The 14,253-nt window shown below is 69.3% G+C and carries 13 protein-coding genes; 8 read left to right on the top strand and 5 right to left on the bottom strand.

Translation table 11 applies throughout. The features are described from left to right. The first annotated feature begins 166 nt into the window (after nucleotides 1–166). Nucleotides 167–589, top strand: a complete 423-nt coding sequence (locus AB4K12_RS20710; RefSeq protein WP_368435591.1) for an RICIN domain-containing protein — start codon at nucleotides 167–169, stop codon at nucleotides 587–589. A 172-nt stretch (nucleotides 590–761) separates the two neighbouring features. Here the strand turns inward: AB4K12_RS20710 and AB4K12_RS20715 are convergent, their stop codons facing one another. From AB4K12_RS20715 to AB4K12_RS20725, 3 genes are all read right to left on the bottom strand, one after another. Next, nucleotides 762–1,616, bottom strand: coding sequence for a tyrosine-type recombinase/integrase (locus AB4K12_RS20715; protein WP_368435592.1), 855 nt, complete (start codon nucleotides 1,614–1,616; stop codon nucleotides 762–764). A gap of 274 nt (nucleotides 1,617–1,890) precedes the next feature. After that, a complete protein-coding gene (locus AB4K12_RS20720) occupies nucleotides 1,891–2,412 on the bottom strand; it encodes a GNAT family N-acetyltransferase (protein WP_368435593.1) in 522 nt (173 codons plus the stop codon). After that, nucleotides 2,403–3,656 (bottom strand): XRE family transcriptional regulator, encoded by a 1,254-nt coding sequence (locus tag AB4K12_RS20725; protein ID WP_368435594.1) that lies wholly within the window; start codon nucleotides 3,654–3,656, stop codon nucleotides 2,403–2,405. Before AB4K12_RS20725 ends, AB4K12_RS20720 begins: the two co-directional genes overlap by 10 nt. Nucleotides 3,657–3,905: 249 nt before the next feature. Between AB4K12_RS20725 and AB4K12_RS20730 the strand changes: the two genes are divergently transcribed. The 6 genes from AB4K12_RS20730 to AB4K12_RS20755 all read left to right on the top strand — a co-directional run bounded on the left by AB4K12_RS20730 (nucleotide 3,906) and on the right by AB4K12_RS20755 (nucleotide 9,577). Continuing rightward, complete coding sequence (locus AB4K12_RS20730; RefSeq protein WP_368435702.1) at nucleotides 3,906–4,322, top strand: ATP-binding protein; 417 nt, start codon at nucleotides 3,906–3,908, stop codon at nucleotides 4,320–4,322. Further along, the gene (locus AB4K12_RS20735) at nucleotides 4,322–5,512 is read left to right on the top strand and encodes a hypothetical protein (RefSeq protein ID WP_368435595.1); all 1,191 of its coding nucleotides are present in this window, start codon (nucleotides 4,322–4,324) and stop codon (nucleotides 5,510–5,512) included. Before AB4K12_RS20730 ends, AB4K12_RS20735 begins: the two co-directional genes overlap by 1 nt. Continuing rightward, nucleotides 5,509–5,814 (top strand): hypothetical protein, encoded by a 306-nt coding sequence (locus AB4K12_RS20740; RefSeq protein WP_368435596.1) that lies wholly within the window; start codon nucleotides 5,509–5,511, stop codon nucleotides 5,812–5,814. The genes AB4K12_RS20735 and AB4K12_RS20740 overlap by 4 nt, the downstream gene beginning before the upstream one ends. Before the next feature lie 147 nt (nucleotides 5,815–5,961). Then, on the top strand, nucleotides 5,962–6,921 hold the full coding sequence (locus AB4K12_RS20745; RefSeq protein ID WP_368435597.1) for a radical SAM/SPASM domain-containing protein: 960 nt from the start codon (nucleotides 5,962–5,964) through the stop codon (nucleotides 6,919–6,921). A gap of 19 nt (nucleotides 6,922–6,940) precedes the next feature. After that, the gene (locus AB4K12_RS20750; protein ID WP_368435598.1) at nucleotides 6,941–7,747 is read left to right on the top strand and encodes a protein kinase; all 807 of its coding nucleotides are present in this window, start codon (nucleotides 6,941–6,943) and stop codon (nucleotides 7,745–7,747) included. 450 nt (nucleotides 7,748–8,197) lie between these two features. Further along, nucleotides 8,198–9,577, top strand: coding sequence for an MFS transporter (locus tag AB4K12_RS20755; RefSeq protein ID WP_368435703.1), 1,380 nt, complete (start codon nucleotides 8,198–8,200; stop codon nucleotides 9,575–9,577). On the opposite strand, the gene AB4K12_RS20760 is transcribed toward AB4K12_RS20755, so the two are convergent. Then, on the bottom strand, nucleotides 9,554–11,473 hold the full coding sequence (locus AB4K12_RS20760) for a helix-turn-helix domain-containing protein (protein WP_368435599.1): 1,920 nt from the start codon (nucleotides 11,471–11,473) through the stop codon (nucleotides 9,554–9,556). The two genes, AB4K12_RS20755 and AB4K12_RS20760, sit on opposite strands and share 24 nt — an antisense overlap. Before the next feature lie 23 nt (nucleotides 11,474–11,496). Next, the gene (locus tag AB4K12_RS20765) at nucleotides 11,497–12,297 is read right to left on the bottom strand and encodes a 3-hydroxybutyrate dehydrogenase (RefSeq protein ID WP_368435600.1); all 801 of its coding nucleotides are present in this window, start codon (nucleotides 12,295–12,297) and stop codon (nucleotides 11,497–11,499) included. A gap of 277 nt (nucleotides 12,298–12,574) precedes the next feature. On the opposite strand from AB4K12_RS20765, the gene AB4K12_RS20770 reads away from it, so the two are divergent. Beyond that, complete coding sequence (locus AB4K12_RS20770) at nucleotides 12,575–14,014, top strand: cytochrome P450 (protein WP_368435601.1); 1,440 nt, start codon at nucleotides 12,575–12,577, stop codon at nucleotides 14,012–14,014. Nucleotides 14,015–14,253: the final 239 nt, after the last annotated feature.

Here is a 14,253-nt window from a genome sequence, read left to right on the forward strand (position 1 = left end):
CGGCGCCTGCGTCTTCGAAAGCACGGCGCCGACTCGGCGCGAGCCCGGCTGCGGCCACGTGACCTGGTCGCCCGATCACGGTCGCCCATGTGAGGGATGGTCCGCAGAAAGCGGGGACGGGATCCTGGGGCGGAGAGCAATTGGAGACCCTAGGTTAGGGAGACTCATGGCCGTGTTCACCGCCTCACTGGTGGCCCGTCACAGCAACAAGCTCGTCTCTGTGCGCGGTGCGGGAACCCAGGACGGTGCCGACGTCGTGCAGTGGACCGACAAGGACAAGCCCAACCAGCACTGGAACCTCGAAGCGTCGACGGACGGCTACTACATCGTCCTGGCACTGCACAGCCGTAAGGCACTGTCCGTCACCTCTTCGGGGACCGACGACGGCGCCACGGTCGTCCAGTGGGAGAACAAGGGCAAAACCAACCAGGAGTGGAAGCTCGTCCAGAAGGACAACGGCTACTTCTCCCTGGAAGCACGCCACAGCGGCAAGCTCCTGTCCGTCGCGGGCGAGGACACCGAGGACGGCGCCAAGCTCGTCCAGTGGACCGACAGGGGCAAGCCGAACCAGCAATTCCGCCTCGGCTGAGCCTCATCCCTGCCGCTCAAGCAACCGTCCACCATGGACAAGTCATCGCCTTGGAATCGAAGGATTCGACACAGGCACTGACGGGCTGAACTGGTGGAAGCTCTGGTTCAACCGGCCTCGCAAGTAGACAACGCGAATACCGGGGGCGCGGCTGGCGTCCCCCGGTATCGGGTCATGCTGCTTCGACGAATGCGTCGAACCCCAATGGCAGATCCAGCTCCACCTCACAACTGAAGACGGAGTCCATCACAGCCTGGAGGCGTGAGGGTGCGTCGGGCATGATGTGAGCGTAGGTCTGGAGAGTGATCTTCGGGTCGCGGTGCCCGAGCCACTCTGCGACTTCATTGACCGGCACACCCTTGCTCAGTGCAGCCGAGGCGAAGAAGTGCCTCAGCCAATGCGGCTTGACCTTCCGAGGGATGCCGGCGTCCCTTCGGGCCTTGCCCCAGAGTCGGTCGGCCAGCGAGTACATGAGGATGTTGGTTCGGCCCACGTTGGAGAACAGGTAGTCGCCTGCCATGCGGTTCGCACCATCCTCCACACGGTAAGTCCCGAACTTGGCCACGTGCTCCTGAACCTTGCGAGCAACGTAGGCGGACATGGGGACTGCTCTGCCCTCGTCCGCTTCGCGCCACTTCAGATGTCGAATCCGGTGGGCTCTCCCTCGCCCCTTGGTGATCGCTTTCTGGCGTTGGGTGCGAGGCTTCTCGTTCGCACCGTCCTGGGTCACCTGGCGGTCGACATACAGGACGTCGGCTTCGAAGTCGAACTGGCCGAGGCTGACCGCCATCGCCTCGGCGATCCGGAGTCCGCAGCCCGCCATGAGCCAGACCAGGAGCTGGTACTGAGCTGGCAAGTGATCGGCGAGCGTCTGGAGCTCGGTCAGTGTCGGAATCGAGATCTTCTTCTTGGACTTCCGCTTGGCTTTGTTGCGCCCGACCTTGAGGCCAACACAGGGGTTCTTCGCAATGTAGTCGTTGGCCAACGCGAAGTTGAACGTAGCAGCCAGGATGTCGTAGCGGTTCACGGTGGTGCTCTCCGCATAGCCGCGCTCGTGCGAGCTATCCCTTGGCGAGCGACGGGCCCTGTTCTTGCGGTACGCGCTCGACTGGCCGGACGACCTGATCGCCGCCCGCGACGGAGTCACCGGCCGAGCAGTGCGGTACCGACTCGAACGCGGTGTCGGCAAGATCGTTTCCCACTTGAACGGTTGCGACTACGTGGACGGGTACGAGGCGCTCGACAGCGCCGCATGACAGCGGCCCCGCCCTTCCACAACGGGGCGGGGCCGTCTGGCAGCGTCAGACCAAGGCCGCGAGCTTCTTCACCATGATCGCGAAGACAGGCGAATCCTCGAAGGGCTTCTGCTCGCCGACCTTCTCGTACCCCCACGTCCCGTAGAGAGCCTGCACTTTTGGGTGCGTCGAGTCGACGAGGAGCGTGGCGAAGTCGTCGTCTCGACTGTCCACCAAGGCTTCATGGAGCTGAGTTGATACGCCGGTCTTCCGCCACCGCTCCATCACCATGAGTTCGGACAGGGCGAACACGGTCGCCTCGGGCGGGACGGAAGCGGGTCGCTCGGAGCTCTTCCACCAGCCCCCTTGGTCGAACGTCGCCCCATACGCGAAGCCGGTGGGCGCCCCCTTGTCGAAGCCGACGACGCAGGACCAGCTCTTCTTGCCGCTCCAGTGGTCGACGAACCAGGCGAAGCGTTCCCGCTCGTGAAACCGATCCTCGTCGCCGTCGTACACGGCATCGTGCATGTCGAGAAGCATCTCCCGGATATCGGACGCATCCTTGTGCGTATAGGTCTTCAGATCCATGCCTGTGCCCTCTCCGCCCAGTCCAGAATGCTGGGCTCCCTTGAGCCCGACGACACCACGAGCTTGCGAACATTCGCCAGGGTGTCCGTCGTGCGCTTTGATCCGCGAACCCTGCTCAGGAGTACGCCAGTTCGGTCGGCCGTGCTGCATGCCTGCATCAGGTCTCCCTGCCTGGCCTGCGCCAGGGACAGGTGTGCGGTGTAGTACGTGCGGTTGCGGATGCGGTCAGGGTGGATGGCGCGAAGCGCGCGATGCAGGTGGTATTCCGCACGATCAGGCACGCCGAGGCGGAGCCACATGATCGATGTCAGCCCGTCAAGCTCAGCCTCGTCGTAGAACTGAATCCAAGGGGGGCGTTCCATGGCGGCGTGCCGGCCGAAGGCCCGCTCCGAGGCGGCGAGGGCTCGAAGTGCGGCGCTTCGGTCGCGGCGGCCTGCATGTGCATGGGCGCTGCGCATGTGTGCCAGGGACGCGTAGAGGGGGTCCTTCTTCGTGATGGCAAGGCCCTTGGCCGCCTCGGCTGCGGCAGCGCCCTCCGCGTAGTCTGCTCGTTGGCCAGCCACCATCGCGAGGTGGTTCCAGACGTGATACTGAGTCTCGCTATCGCCCGAAAGCCCAGCGAACGTAACCGCCGAGTCGAGGTGGCTGCGGGCGCGGGTGCGGGCTTGGGCATCGATCGCAGCGAAGGCCGCGGAGCACGTGACGTCCGAGGCCAGAGCGTAGAGCCTGGCCCGTACCCTGCTGGACGTTGCCGCACCTCTAGCCAGCGACGACTTGATTCGCATCGCCAGCTCTACGGCGTGATTCTCAACTTTCTCGGCCCCTCCGACCGCCTGGTCCTGGGCGACGATCTCGCCGTGCTCAACGTGGAACCGGAGCACGTCGCTCTGGCCGAGGCGAGGTGGCGAGGCACCAACGGTCGCCGCGACAGCCGTTCCAGTTGCAGCAGCGAAGAAGACACGACGTTGCAAGGAGTCCTCCGGAGGTGCTTGTGCTGCGTTCTTGGCGCGGGGGACGAAGCCTAAGTCGATCGCCGAGCGCCCAAGGACCTTCTCGATACATAACCGCTGCTTGGCTTGCGGCCAGCGGGTCTCGCCCGTCAACCAGCGGCGTACATCTCGGTCCGTGACGTGTCCCACCTGACCTGTCCGTGCAGTGATCTCCGCGTTGACGCGCCGAGCCAACTCCGCCTGCCCCATCTGGGCGTCGTCCAACGCGGCTGCAAGTTCGCGGTTCTCTCCCACAACTCGAAGGTAACCGTGCCGACATCGACGGCGACAGCCTGAAGGTAAAAATCACCGGGGTCACGCTCGCTGCATCTCGCGAAATCACCTGTCACCTTTCCTTCCCCGGCGGTGGACTCTTCAAAGTCGCAAGCCGCAGTGAAGAGGCAGGCACCGCCCCTGGCGCCTGACTGCATGGAGGAGAGCGCCCGCCCACCCCCCTCTGTCGGTGAGGTGCTCCACCGCCCTCGAAGGGAAGACACCTTGACCATGATCGCGACCAGAGCCAGCGCCACTGGTGTCCCTGGCTATAGCGAGACGTTGCCCTGCGAGGCCGAGTCGGCGAGCGAGGCACGCCGACTGGTCCGGGCCGCCCTGAACACTTGGGACCTCAGCAGCTTGACCGACAATGGAGTCCTGGTCGTCTCCGAGCTGGTGACCAATTCCGTGCAGCACAGCAGGTGTTCGACGCTGCGAGTAAGCGTGGAACGACGGTCCGAGAACCGGGTGCGCGTTGCCGTGTCCGACAGGTCTCGCCGTATGCCGGTGCCCGATGCCCCGGAGGCGAAGGCCACAAGTGGCCGCGGATTGGTCATCGTGGAGGCTCTCGCTGACGACTGGAACGTTGACCGCCGCCGCTGGGGCAAGGTCGTGTGGGCCGAGCTGGTCAACGAGGTGAGTACCTGATGGGCAAGCACGCGAAGCCTCGGAGGTTCACGCTCGTCCGCCGCGCCCTTCCGTCCGGCGGCTCGGACGACCGGCGGGTGGCCGGGGAAGCCTGGGGACACGAGTTACCGAAACTGGGCTACCTCGTCGAGGACACCCTGGAGGCAACGGACACCGGAACGCTGCGGCGCTTCCTGGAGGCGATGCGGCGCCAACTCGTGTCGGAGCAGGCCAGCACGCCGGTTCGGATCACGCCCGAGGCAATCCGGCAGACGGCGGACTACGTGGTCAGCAGTCACCTCGACGATGTCGACGATGCCGAGCTAACTGCCACGGTGCTCACCCTGCACGGCTATCTCTCACCCTGGCGAACGAGGCGGAAGGCGCCCTGGACGGCGGTCGCGTCGTGGTCCGCGAGATGGTCGCCCGCGCGCGGACGGTCGCCGATGAACGCGGCGGCCCGAACCGGCACCTCGCCCAACGCGCCGCGGCCACGACTCGGGACCTCCTCTCGCTGCTGGAGCAGGAAGGCTGGCAGGGGGCCGATGCCAGGGAGGCCGTCAGTGTGTAGTCGACCGATCGCTCGCCCCACGGTGGTCCCGTACGTCACCCTGTGGGACAGCGAGCGCCCTGGCCTGGTGAGCGACCTGACCCTTGAGGTCTTCCCCCGGCCTCGACTCGGCTACAAGGGCCCCGCGAAACGGGCCGACCGCGACGAGAGAGGCGTCCTCGTGGCGCGTGTCTCCTCGTCCCCCGGCAAGGGGCGGCCCATCTACAGCGAGATGCACCCCAGGCGACAGTACGAGTGCGCGCGCGGGCTGAAGTGCCAGGTCTGCCGGGAGCCCGCAAGCCACAACGAGGACGGCTGGCTGTTCCTGGACTGGCGCACGGACCAAGACCCGAAGACGTGGCCCGAGAGGTCACTCACGGCGATGCCGCCCCTCTGCGAACCTCACGCCCGTGCGTCCATCGAACAGTGCCCGCACATTGGCACCAGTCCCACGTTCGCGGCGCTCCGAGTGCGCGACCCGCGCCCGTGGGGCGTGGCCGGCGCGCTCTACCGGCGTGCCCTCGCGGGATGGCGTTCCTTCGGCGGGGAGCCGTGGTTGCCGTACGGCGATACTCGGCTGGACGGGATGCTCGGCTCCAAACTGATCATGGAGCTTCGCGAGGTCAAGCCCGTGAACCTGCGCGACTTGGCGGCAGCATGAGGCGGCCGTGGCTGCGCTGGCGCCGCCGCAGGCAGCCGATCTCGAACCGTGAGCGAAACATTCAGCGCATCCTCAACCCTCCCGGCCCCACGTTTCGCGACGAGGTCGGCCGGATTGTGGGGGCGGTGGAAGAGTACTGGTGCCGCCACGTCACGCAGCGAGAGCTCTACCGGCGACTCGACGGCATTCGACTCGCTACCTGGTCCGCCCTCCAGCCGGACCGGTACACGCTTGAGGACCTGCAACGCGGCCTCCAACGCCTCAGGGACGCTTTCGCCGCCGAGCAGACGAAGCCGGACTGACGGCCTTCACGCTTCCGCCATCGGCGGGGACTTCCCAGGACTCCAGTACTCCATCACGGCCGGCAGCCCAACCGATGGCGGATGCCCGCTCCGTTGTGACGGACGGGCGGGTTGGCAAGCGCACGACGACGCCAGGAAAGCCTCGCGTTGATCCAGCTCAACGAGCGAAGGGACAAGAACATGGCGACGGCGTTACCCGTCCAGCAGGCCACGACGCACTACTTGTGGCTGGACCTGACGAGGAAGTGTCAGCTCGAATGCACGCACTGCTACAACGGGTCGGGGCCTGATGGCGACCACGGGGCGATGAGCCGGGACGACTGGTTCAAGGTCTTGGACCAGGCGGCCAAGGTGGGCGTCGAGAATGTCACCCTCATCGGTGGAGAGCCGATGATGTACCCGCACACGATCGAAATCGCGGACCACGCTCTGACGCTCGACATCAAGGTTGAGGTCTACAGCAACCTGGTTCACGTGACGAACGAGTGGTGGACGCTGCTCCAGCGCGAGGGAATGTCCCTCGCCGCGTCGTACTACTCGAACAAGGCGCCGGAGCACAACAAGGTCACCAGTCGTCCGAGCCACGCTCGGACTCGCGCGAACATCGTCAAGGCGATTGAACTCGGTGTCCCGATCCGGGTCGGAATCGTTGGAGACAACGAGCAGGTCATCGAGGCGGCGAAGGCCGACCTGGAATCGATCGGCGTCGCCCAGATCGGAATCGACCACATCAGGGAGTTCGGGCGAGCATCCTGCGGCCAGAAGCCGGACGCGTCCAACCTGTGTGGCGGGTGTGGCGATGGCAGGGCCTCGATCGACCCGAACGGCAACGTCTCGCCCTGTGTCTTCTCCACCTGGATGGGTGTCGGAAACGTCCGCGAGGACTCGCTGACCTCTATCCTGGGCGGCCCCGCTCTATCCGAGGCCATCGACTCCTTCCGGGAGGTCTGGGGGTGGGGGAAGGACAAAGACAAGGACAAGGGCGGCGGCCAGAACCAGCCGTGCAACCCTGACTGCGTCCCGAAGAACCCATGTGACCCGAGGTGCGAGCCGAACGCCTCGTGCTACCCGGGTACGCCGCCCAGTACGTGCCGACCGAAGAACTGAGCAACTGAGGAGAACCGGCGTGGCTGATCTTCCTGACGCCCACTTCCGAGCACTGATTCACCCGCACACCGGCGAAGTCACTGCGGTGGAGATCCCGGACCACGGGTACAGCTCGGACTTCGCTGCGATCATCAACAGTGAGAAGGGGCAGTTCTTCGTCAAGGCGGTGTTCAACGAGCCGGGGGGCCGGCGGGACTCGATCATCCGGGAACGGGAGATCAACCCCTACGTACAGCCCCTCTCTCCGGCCCTGCTGTGGAGCGTTGACGGAGACGACGCCGGATGGATCATCCTCGCGTTCGAAGTCATCGAGGAGCGTGGTCTTGACTTCGAGCCGGACTCGCCGGATCTTCCCCTCGCTGTGGATCTCCTCAACCGGGCGGCGGCCCTGCCGTTGCCTGACGTCGCGCGGAACTGGACGGAAGACCGGTGGGACGCCTACGTAGGCAGCGAAGAGGAACTGGTGTTCCTCCGCGGCGATGCCCTGCTGCACACGGACATCAACCCGGACAACCTGACGGTAGGGGATGCGGGATCGTGGATCATCGACTGGGCATGGCCCACGTGCGGGCCTGCCTTCATCGATCCGGCCTGTTTCGTCGTGCAACTGGTCGCAGCCGGCCACAGCCCCGAGTCCGCTGAGTCCTGGGCCACCGGTTGCACGGCATGGGCGAACGCAGACCCGAAGGCGATCGACGTGTTCGCCGGGGCCTATCTGCGGATGCTCCGTGCCATCGCCGACCGGCGTCCCGATCAGGCGTGGCTCGGGGCCATGGCGGAAGCGGCTCAGGCGTGGGCAGCTTATCGAGGCATCCCCGAGGAATAAGAAGGTCCGTCCGAAATGGCCCCGCCTGCGCGTCTTTCCCGTGGCGTGCGGGCGGGGCTCTGGGCATGAGCTGGTCCCGGCACCCCTCGCCAGCTCATCTCGCCATCGGGTCGCCACGATCCACCCTCACTCTCGCCCGACCTCTCACCGACTACGGAAAGTCAGCACGGTGCAGGTCATCAGGGGTGATGACAGGTGCCCTCAGGTCAGCACCAAGTCAGCACGGGAGTCAGCACGGGAGCGCCAGATCGCCCCAATCACGGCATTACTCCGCGCCGAATTCCTAAATCGAGTTGAGTGATACGCCGGGCCCGCAGGGCCCCCTCATGGGCGCTGCCCTCACACCCCGCCCCCGAAGTGTGGTCCCCCACCACATAGGCCCCTGACCTGCCACTTCCTACCGTGTGGCGACGCAATGACGCGCCCCTCGCCCACCCGGAAGTGATGACCATGGCCACCCCCGCCACACACCCGCCAACTCCCAACTCACTCCCCCGCATAGTCGTCGCCAGCCTGATCGGCACCACCGTGGAGTGGTACGACTTCTTCCTCTACGGCTCCGCCGCCGCGCTCGTCTTCAACAAGCTGTTCTTTCCCGGGTCCGATCCGCTCGTCGGCACCCTGTTGTCGTTCCTGACCTATGCCGTGGGGTTCGCGGCCCGGCCGTTGGGGGCGTTGGTGTTCGGGCACTACGGGGATCGGTTGGGGCGGAAGCGGCTGTTGGTGGTGAGTTTGCTGATGATGGGGGGTGCGACGTGTGCCATCGGGGTGTTGCCGACGCATGCCACGGCCGGGGCACTCGCGCCCGTGCTGCTCACTGGGCTGCGGCTGGTGCAGGGGTTCGCTCTGGGGGGTGAGTGGGGTGGTGCGGTGCTGTTGGTGTCGGAGCACGGGGATGCGCGGCGGCGGGGGTTCTGGGCGTCGTGGCCGCAGACCGGGGCGCCTGCGGGGCAGTTGCTGGCGACGGGGGTGTTGTCGGCGCTGACGGCCACGTTGTCGGACGCGGAGTTCTTCGCGTGGGGCTGGCGGGTTCCGTTCCTGTTGTCGGGGCTGCTGTTGGTGGTGGGGCTGTGGATTCGGTTGTCCGTGGACGAGTCGCCGGTCTTCCGGGCCGCGCTGGAGCGGGCCCAGGCGTCGCAGGATGGTGGGGCGGCGGCCGCGACCGAGCGGATGCCGCTCGTCGTGGTGCTGCGGGACCAGTGGCGGGACGTGCTGGTGGCCATGGGCGCTCGTATGGCGGAGAACATCGGCTACTACGTGATCACCGCGTTCGTCCTCGTCTACGCGACCGGGCACACGCAGCTGTCGAAGCAGACGGCCCTCAACGCCGTTCTCATCGGCTCGGCAGCACACTTCGCGGTCATCCCCGCCTGGGGCGCCCTGTCGGACCGGGTCGGCCGACGGCCCGTCTATCTGCTGGGCGCGGCGGGGGTGGGGGCGTGGGCGTTCCCGTTCTTCGCGCTCGTCGACACGGGGTCGTTCGGGGCCCTGGTCGCCGCGGTGACGGTGGGGCTGGTGTTCCACGGTGCGATGTACGCGCCCCAGGCCGCCTTCTTCTCCGAGATGTTCGCGACCCGGGTGCGGTACTCGGGCGCGTCGATCGGGGCCCAGTTCTCGTCCGTGGCCGCCGGAGCGCCCGCCCCGCTCATCGCCACCGCGCTGCTCGCCGAGCACGGCAGCGCGACCCCGGTGGCCCTGTATGTGATGGCCGCCGCCGTTCTCACCCTCGTGGCCGTCGGTTGTGCCCGGGAGACCCGGCACCGCGACCTGGCCGCCGAGGATGAGAAGAAAGAGCGAGCAGGGCGTTCACTCGCCTCCGAGCGCGGGTGAGAGGCGGTGCAGGCGCAGGGCCAGCTGGATCTCCAGGGCGCGGGCGGGCGTCTGCCAGTCCGCGCCGAGGAGGCGGCCGGCGCGCTCGAGGCGCTGGGAGACGGTGTTGACGTGCACGTGCAGCTCGTCCTTGGTGCGTGCCGGGCTCATGCCGCAGGCGAAGTAGGCGTCGAGGGTGCGGACGAGGGCGGTGCCGCGCCGGGCGTCGTAGTCGATGACCGGCCCGATCGTCCGGGTCACGAACTCCCCGGCCTGGGTGCCGCCGTCGGTTCCGGCGAGCAGCAGGCCCAGGAAGCCGAAGTCGTCCGCCGCCGCGCCCTCGCCCCCGCGGCCGAGCGCGTGCAGGACGTCCAGGCAGCGCCGCGCCTCGGCGTAGGCGGTGGCGACGTCGCCGGGGCGGGCGGCGGGCGCGGGGACGGGCCGGGAGGCGCCGACGGTGACGGGTGCGTGGGCCGCTTCCTCCAGGCGGCGGGCGGTGTTGCGCGCGGTCGTGGTGGCGTCGTCGCCCGGTCCGTGCGGGAGGAGGAGCACGGCGCCGCCGTCCCGGGCGACGGCGAGCCCGTGGCCGGTGGCGGCCAGGTGGGCGGCGGCGGCCCCCAGGCGTCGCCGGTCGCCGGGGGCGGCGGCGGCCTCGTCCGCGATGCGGGCGGCGAGCACGAGGTGGGGCGCGTCGAGGTCGGCGCGCAGGCGGGCGGCCCGTTCGCGCAGGAGGCGGGGAGCGCGGTCGGGGGCGTCGAGCAGGTCGTCCAGGAGTTCGCCGCGTACGCGCTGTTCGGCCTCGCCCGCCGAGCGCCGGGCCAGTCGCAGGAGGGCGGTGACCATGGCGGCGCGTTCCAGGGCGCGGCGGTCGACGGGGTCGAGGCCGGGGCGGTCGGACAGCCGGATCGCGCCGAGCAGTTCGTCGCCGGCGGTGACGGCCGCGATCCAGTCGTCGCCGTGGCGGACGGCGCGGCCTTCGGCGCGGGAGCGTTCGACGGCGCTCAGCGGCTCCGCCGCCGGGTCCGGGAACTCGTCCAGGAACTCGGCGCGGCCGCCGAGGACTTCGGCGATCGTGGCGGTGACGTCGTGGACTCCGCCGCCGCGCAGGACGAGTTCGGTGAGCCGGTCGTGGACGTCGGCGGCGCGTTCGACGGCGGCGCCGCGGTCCCGGACGATCTCGTTGGCGGCCTCGAGATCGGCCAGCGCCGAGCGGGTCTCGGCCAGGAGGTTGGCGGTGTCGATGGCGACGGCGGCGTGGGCGGCGAAGGAGGAGAGCAGGGCGATCTGCCGCCGGTCGAAGACGCGGGAGCGCCGGTCGGCGGCAAAGAGGACCCCGATGACGCCGCTGCCGAGCCGCAGCGGGACGCCGAGGATGGCGACGAGCCCCTCGTCGCGCACTCCGGAGTCGATGATCCTGGTGTGCCTGAAGCGCGGGTCGCGCAGGTAGGCGTCGGTGGCGTACGGGCGTGCCGTCTGCGCGACCAGTCCGCCGAGCCCCTCCCCCATGCCCAGCCGCAGTTCCTGGAAGCGCGCGGAGACCGAGCCGTCCGTGACGCGCATGTACGTGTCCCCGGCGGCGGGGTCGTTGAGGGTGAGGTAGGCGGCGTCGGTGCCCAGCAGCGCGCGGGCGCGCCGCACGATGGCCTGGAGCACCGCGTCGATGTCGCGCAGCCCCGCCAGGTCGTGGGCGGTGGCGAAGAGGGCGGCCAGTTCGGCCTCGCGCCGTCGGCGGTCCTCGAGTTCGGCCCGTACCCGCAGGGCGAGGAGCTTGGCCCGCTCCACGGCGGCGAGCCGGCCGGGGTCCGCGCCGTCGGCGCGGACGCGCAGGACGGGCCGCTCGTAGGCGTCGGCGGGCGCGCCGCCGGCGAGGAGTTCGAGGTAGGCGGCGAAGGGGCTGTCGGTGGCGTCGTCGGGCATGGCGCCAGGATCGCGGGGCCGCCTCAACGGGCGGTCCATCCGCCGTCCATCGTCAGCGTCGCGCCGGTGACGGCGCCGGCGTGCGGCCCGCAGAGGTAGGCGACGGCCTCGGCGACCTCCTCCGGTTCGATGAGGCGTTTGAGCGCCTGGCCGGCCAGCAGGACGTCCGTCACGACGCGTTCGGCGGGCAGGGAGTGGGCGTCGGCCTGGTCGGACAGCTGACGTTCGATGAGCGGGGTGCGTACGTAGCCGGGGCTCACACAGTTGGAGGTGACGCCGTGGCGGGCCCCTTCGAGGGCGGCCGTCTTCGAGAGCCCCTCGAGGCCGTGTTTCGCGGCGACGTAGGCGGACTTGTACGCGGACGCCCGCAGCCCGTGCACGGAGGAGATGTTCACGACGCGGCCCCAGCCCTGGGCGTACATGTGCGGCAGCGCGCCGCGCAGCAGACGGAAGGGCGCCTCCAGCATGACGGTGAGGATGGCGTGAAAGGCGTCGGGCGGGAAGTCCTCGATGGGGCGTACGAGCTGGACGCCGGCGTTGTTGACGAGGATGTCGGCGCCGCCCGCGACGTGTTCGGCCGCGTCGAGGTCGCCGAGGTCGAGCACGACGGTCTCGACGCTCGCCCCCGCCCCCTCCCCCTCCGCCGTCCGGGCGAGCTCCGCGAGCGCGGCGGCGTCGCGGTCCAGCGCGCGCACCCGGGCCCCGGCCGCGGCGAGCCGCAGGACGCAGGCGGCGCCGATGCCTCCGGCGGCGCCGGTGACGAGGGCGGTGCGCCCGGCGAGTTCGGCGGGCGGGCGGCCGGGGGAAGGCGAGGGGGCGGTCATGGCGGCACCCTAGGGTGGCGGCGCGCGGGGATCGACGGAGCGCGGGCACACAGCGGTCGGGGTGCGGGTGTGCGCCGGCCACACAGCGACCGGAGGGGGCAATTCCCGGTCCCCGCACCAGCAATTATCACGTTCCGCTTCCAAGTCGGCACTGTGTGTAGTGGAATGGAGTTGCCCGACGGCCCCGCACGAGGCGCGATCCGCCCCGGCGTGGCCGTAGGTCTGTCCGGTTTTTCCGCCCACCTCATGCCGAACCGACATGACAGGGGTCGCACACGTGGTCACTTCGGAAATCGAGTCCGGGGTCGAGTCGATCGAGTCCGGGATCAGGTCAGAGGCCGGATCCGGGACCAAGCCAGAGGCCGGGTCCGGGGCCGGGCCGGGGATCAAATCCGCCGCAGGGGCGCTGCCCCTGGTCGGGCACGCCCATCCGCTGTTGCGGGATCCGCTCGCGTTCCTGTGCTCGCAGGACGGCGAGGGGCCGGTGGTGAGGCTGCTCATCGGCCGACGCGAGGCGTTCCTCGTCACCGGCACGGAGGCGGCCCTGCAGGTCCTCGCCTCGGAGCAGCGGTGCTTCGACAAGGGCGGGCCGTTCATGGAGGCGGCCCGCCTCCTCGTCGGCAACGGCGTGATCACCTGCAGCGCGGACGAGCACCGGCTCCAACGGCCCATGGTGCAGCCGGCGTTCCACCGCAGCCGGGTCGCCGGCTACGCCCCCGTGATGAGCGCCTGCGTGCGGGAGACCACCGCCTTGTGGCGTCCCGGCCGCGCGGTGGCGGTCAGGGAGGAGATGTACCGCCTGTCGGCGGCGGTCGTCTCCCGGACGCTGGTCTCCGCGCCCGCGGGCCGGCAGGCGGCGGAGACGATGGCGGCCACGCTGCCGGTGCTCCTGCAAGGGATGCTGCGCCGGATGCTCGTCCCCCTGCCCTGGGCACACCGGGTGCCCACCCAGGCGAACCGGCGTTTCTCCCGGGCCCGTTCCCGTCTCGACGCCGCCGTGGACGACGTCATCGCGCAGTACCGCGGCGCGGAGCGGGACCGGGGGGACCTGCTGTCGACGATCATGGCCGCGGAGGAGGGGAGCGGCCGTGTCCCGGACGACGGGGAGGTGCGGGACCAGGTCATGTCCGTGCTGGCAGCCGGTGTGGAGACCACCGCCTCCCTGCTGGCCTGGACCTTTCATGTACTGGCCCGCCGGCCCGAGGTGGAGCGGCGGCTGTGGGCCGAGCTCGACGCCAGGCTCTGCGGCCGCGAGCCCGCCTTCGACGACCTGCCGCACCTCCCCTTCACCAAGCGGGTCCTGACCGAGGTGCTGCGCCTGTACCCACCGGCCTGGATGCTCAGCAGGGTCGTGGTGAAGCGGGCGCGGGTCGCGGGGGTCGTCCTCCCGGCAGGAGCCGACGTGATCGTCAGCCCCTACGCCCTCCAGCGCGATCCGGGCGTCTTCCCCCGGCCGGACGCCTTCGAGCCCGACCGGTGGCTGCCCGATCGCGTCACGCCGGGCCAGCGGCAGTCGTTCCTCGCCTTCGGCGCGGGCCGGCGCCGGTGCATGGGGGAGTTCTACGGGATGACGGAGGCCATGCTGGCGCTCGCCGGGATCGGCTCGAGGTGGCGCCTGCGCTCGCTCGATCCGGAACCGGTCCGGCCGGTCCCGCGCTTCCTGTTGATGCCCTCGGCCCAGTCCCTGGTCCTGGAGGAACGCCCGGGCACCGGCTGAGGGAGTACCGGCGGGGAGAGACCGGCTGAGGGAGTACCGGCTGGGAGAGACCGGCTGAGGGATACGCATGGCAGGCCCGCGGGCTTCCTCGTAGGCTGTCTCCGCCCTCCCCCAACGGGGACCGGGCGGCCGGCAGGCCTCTCGTCCGTCGTCACGGCAAGGGCGCGGCACCAAGGGGCGGTTGACCGCCCTCCGGGATGCGTGTGACCGAACCGCGACGACTCTCGACGAGGCCAGCA

It is taken from the genome of Streptomyces sp. C36 (assembly GCF_040932295.1).
Classification (GTDB): domain Bacteria; phylum Actinomycetota; class Actinomycetes; order Streptomycetales; family Streptomycetaceae; genus Streptomyces; species Streptomyces triculaminicus.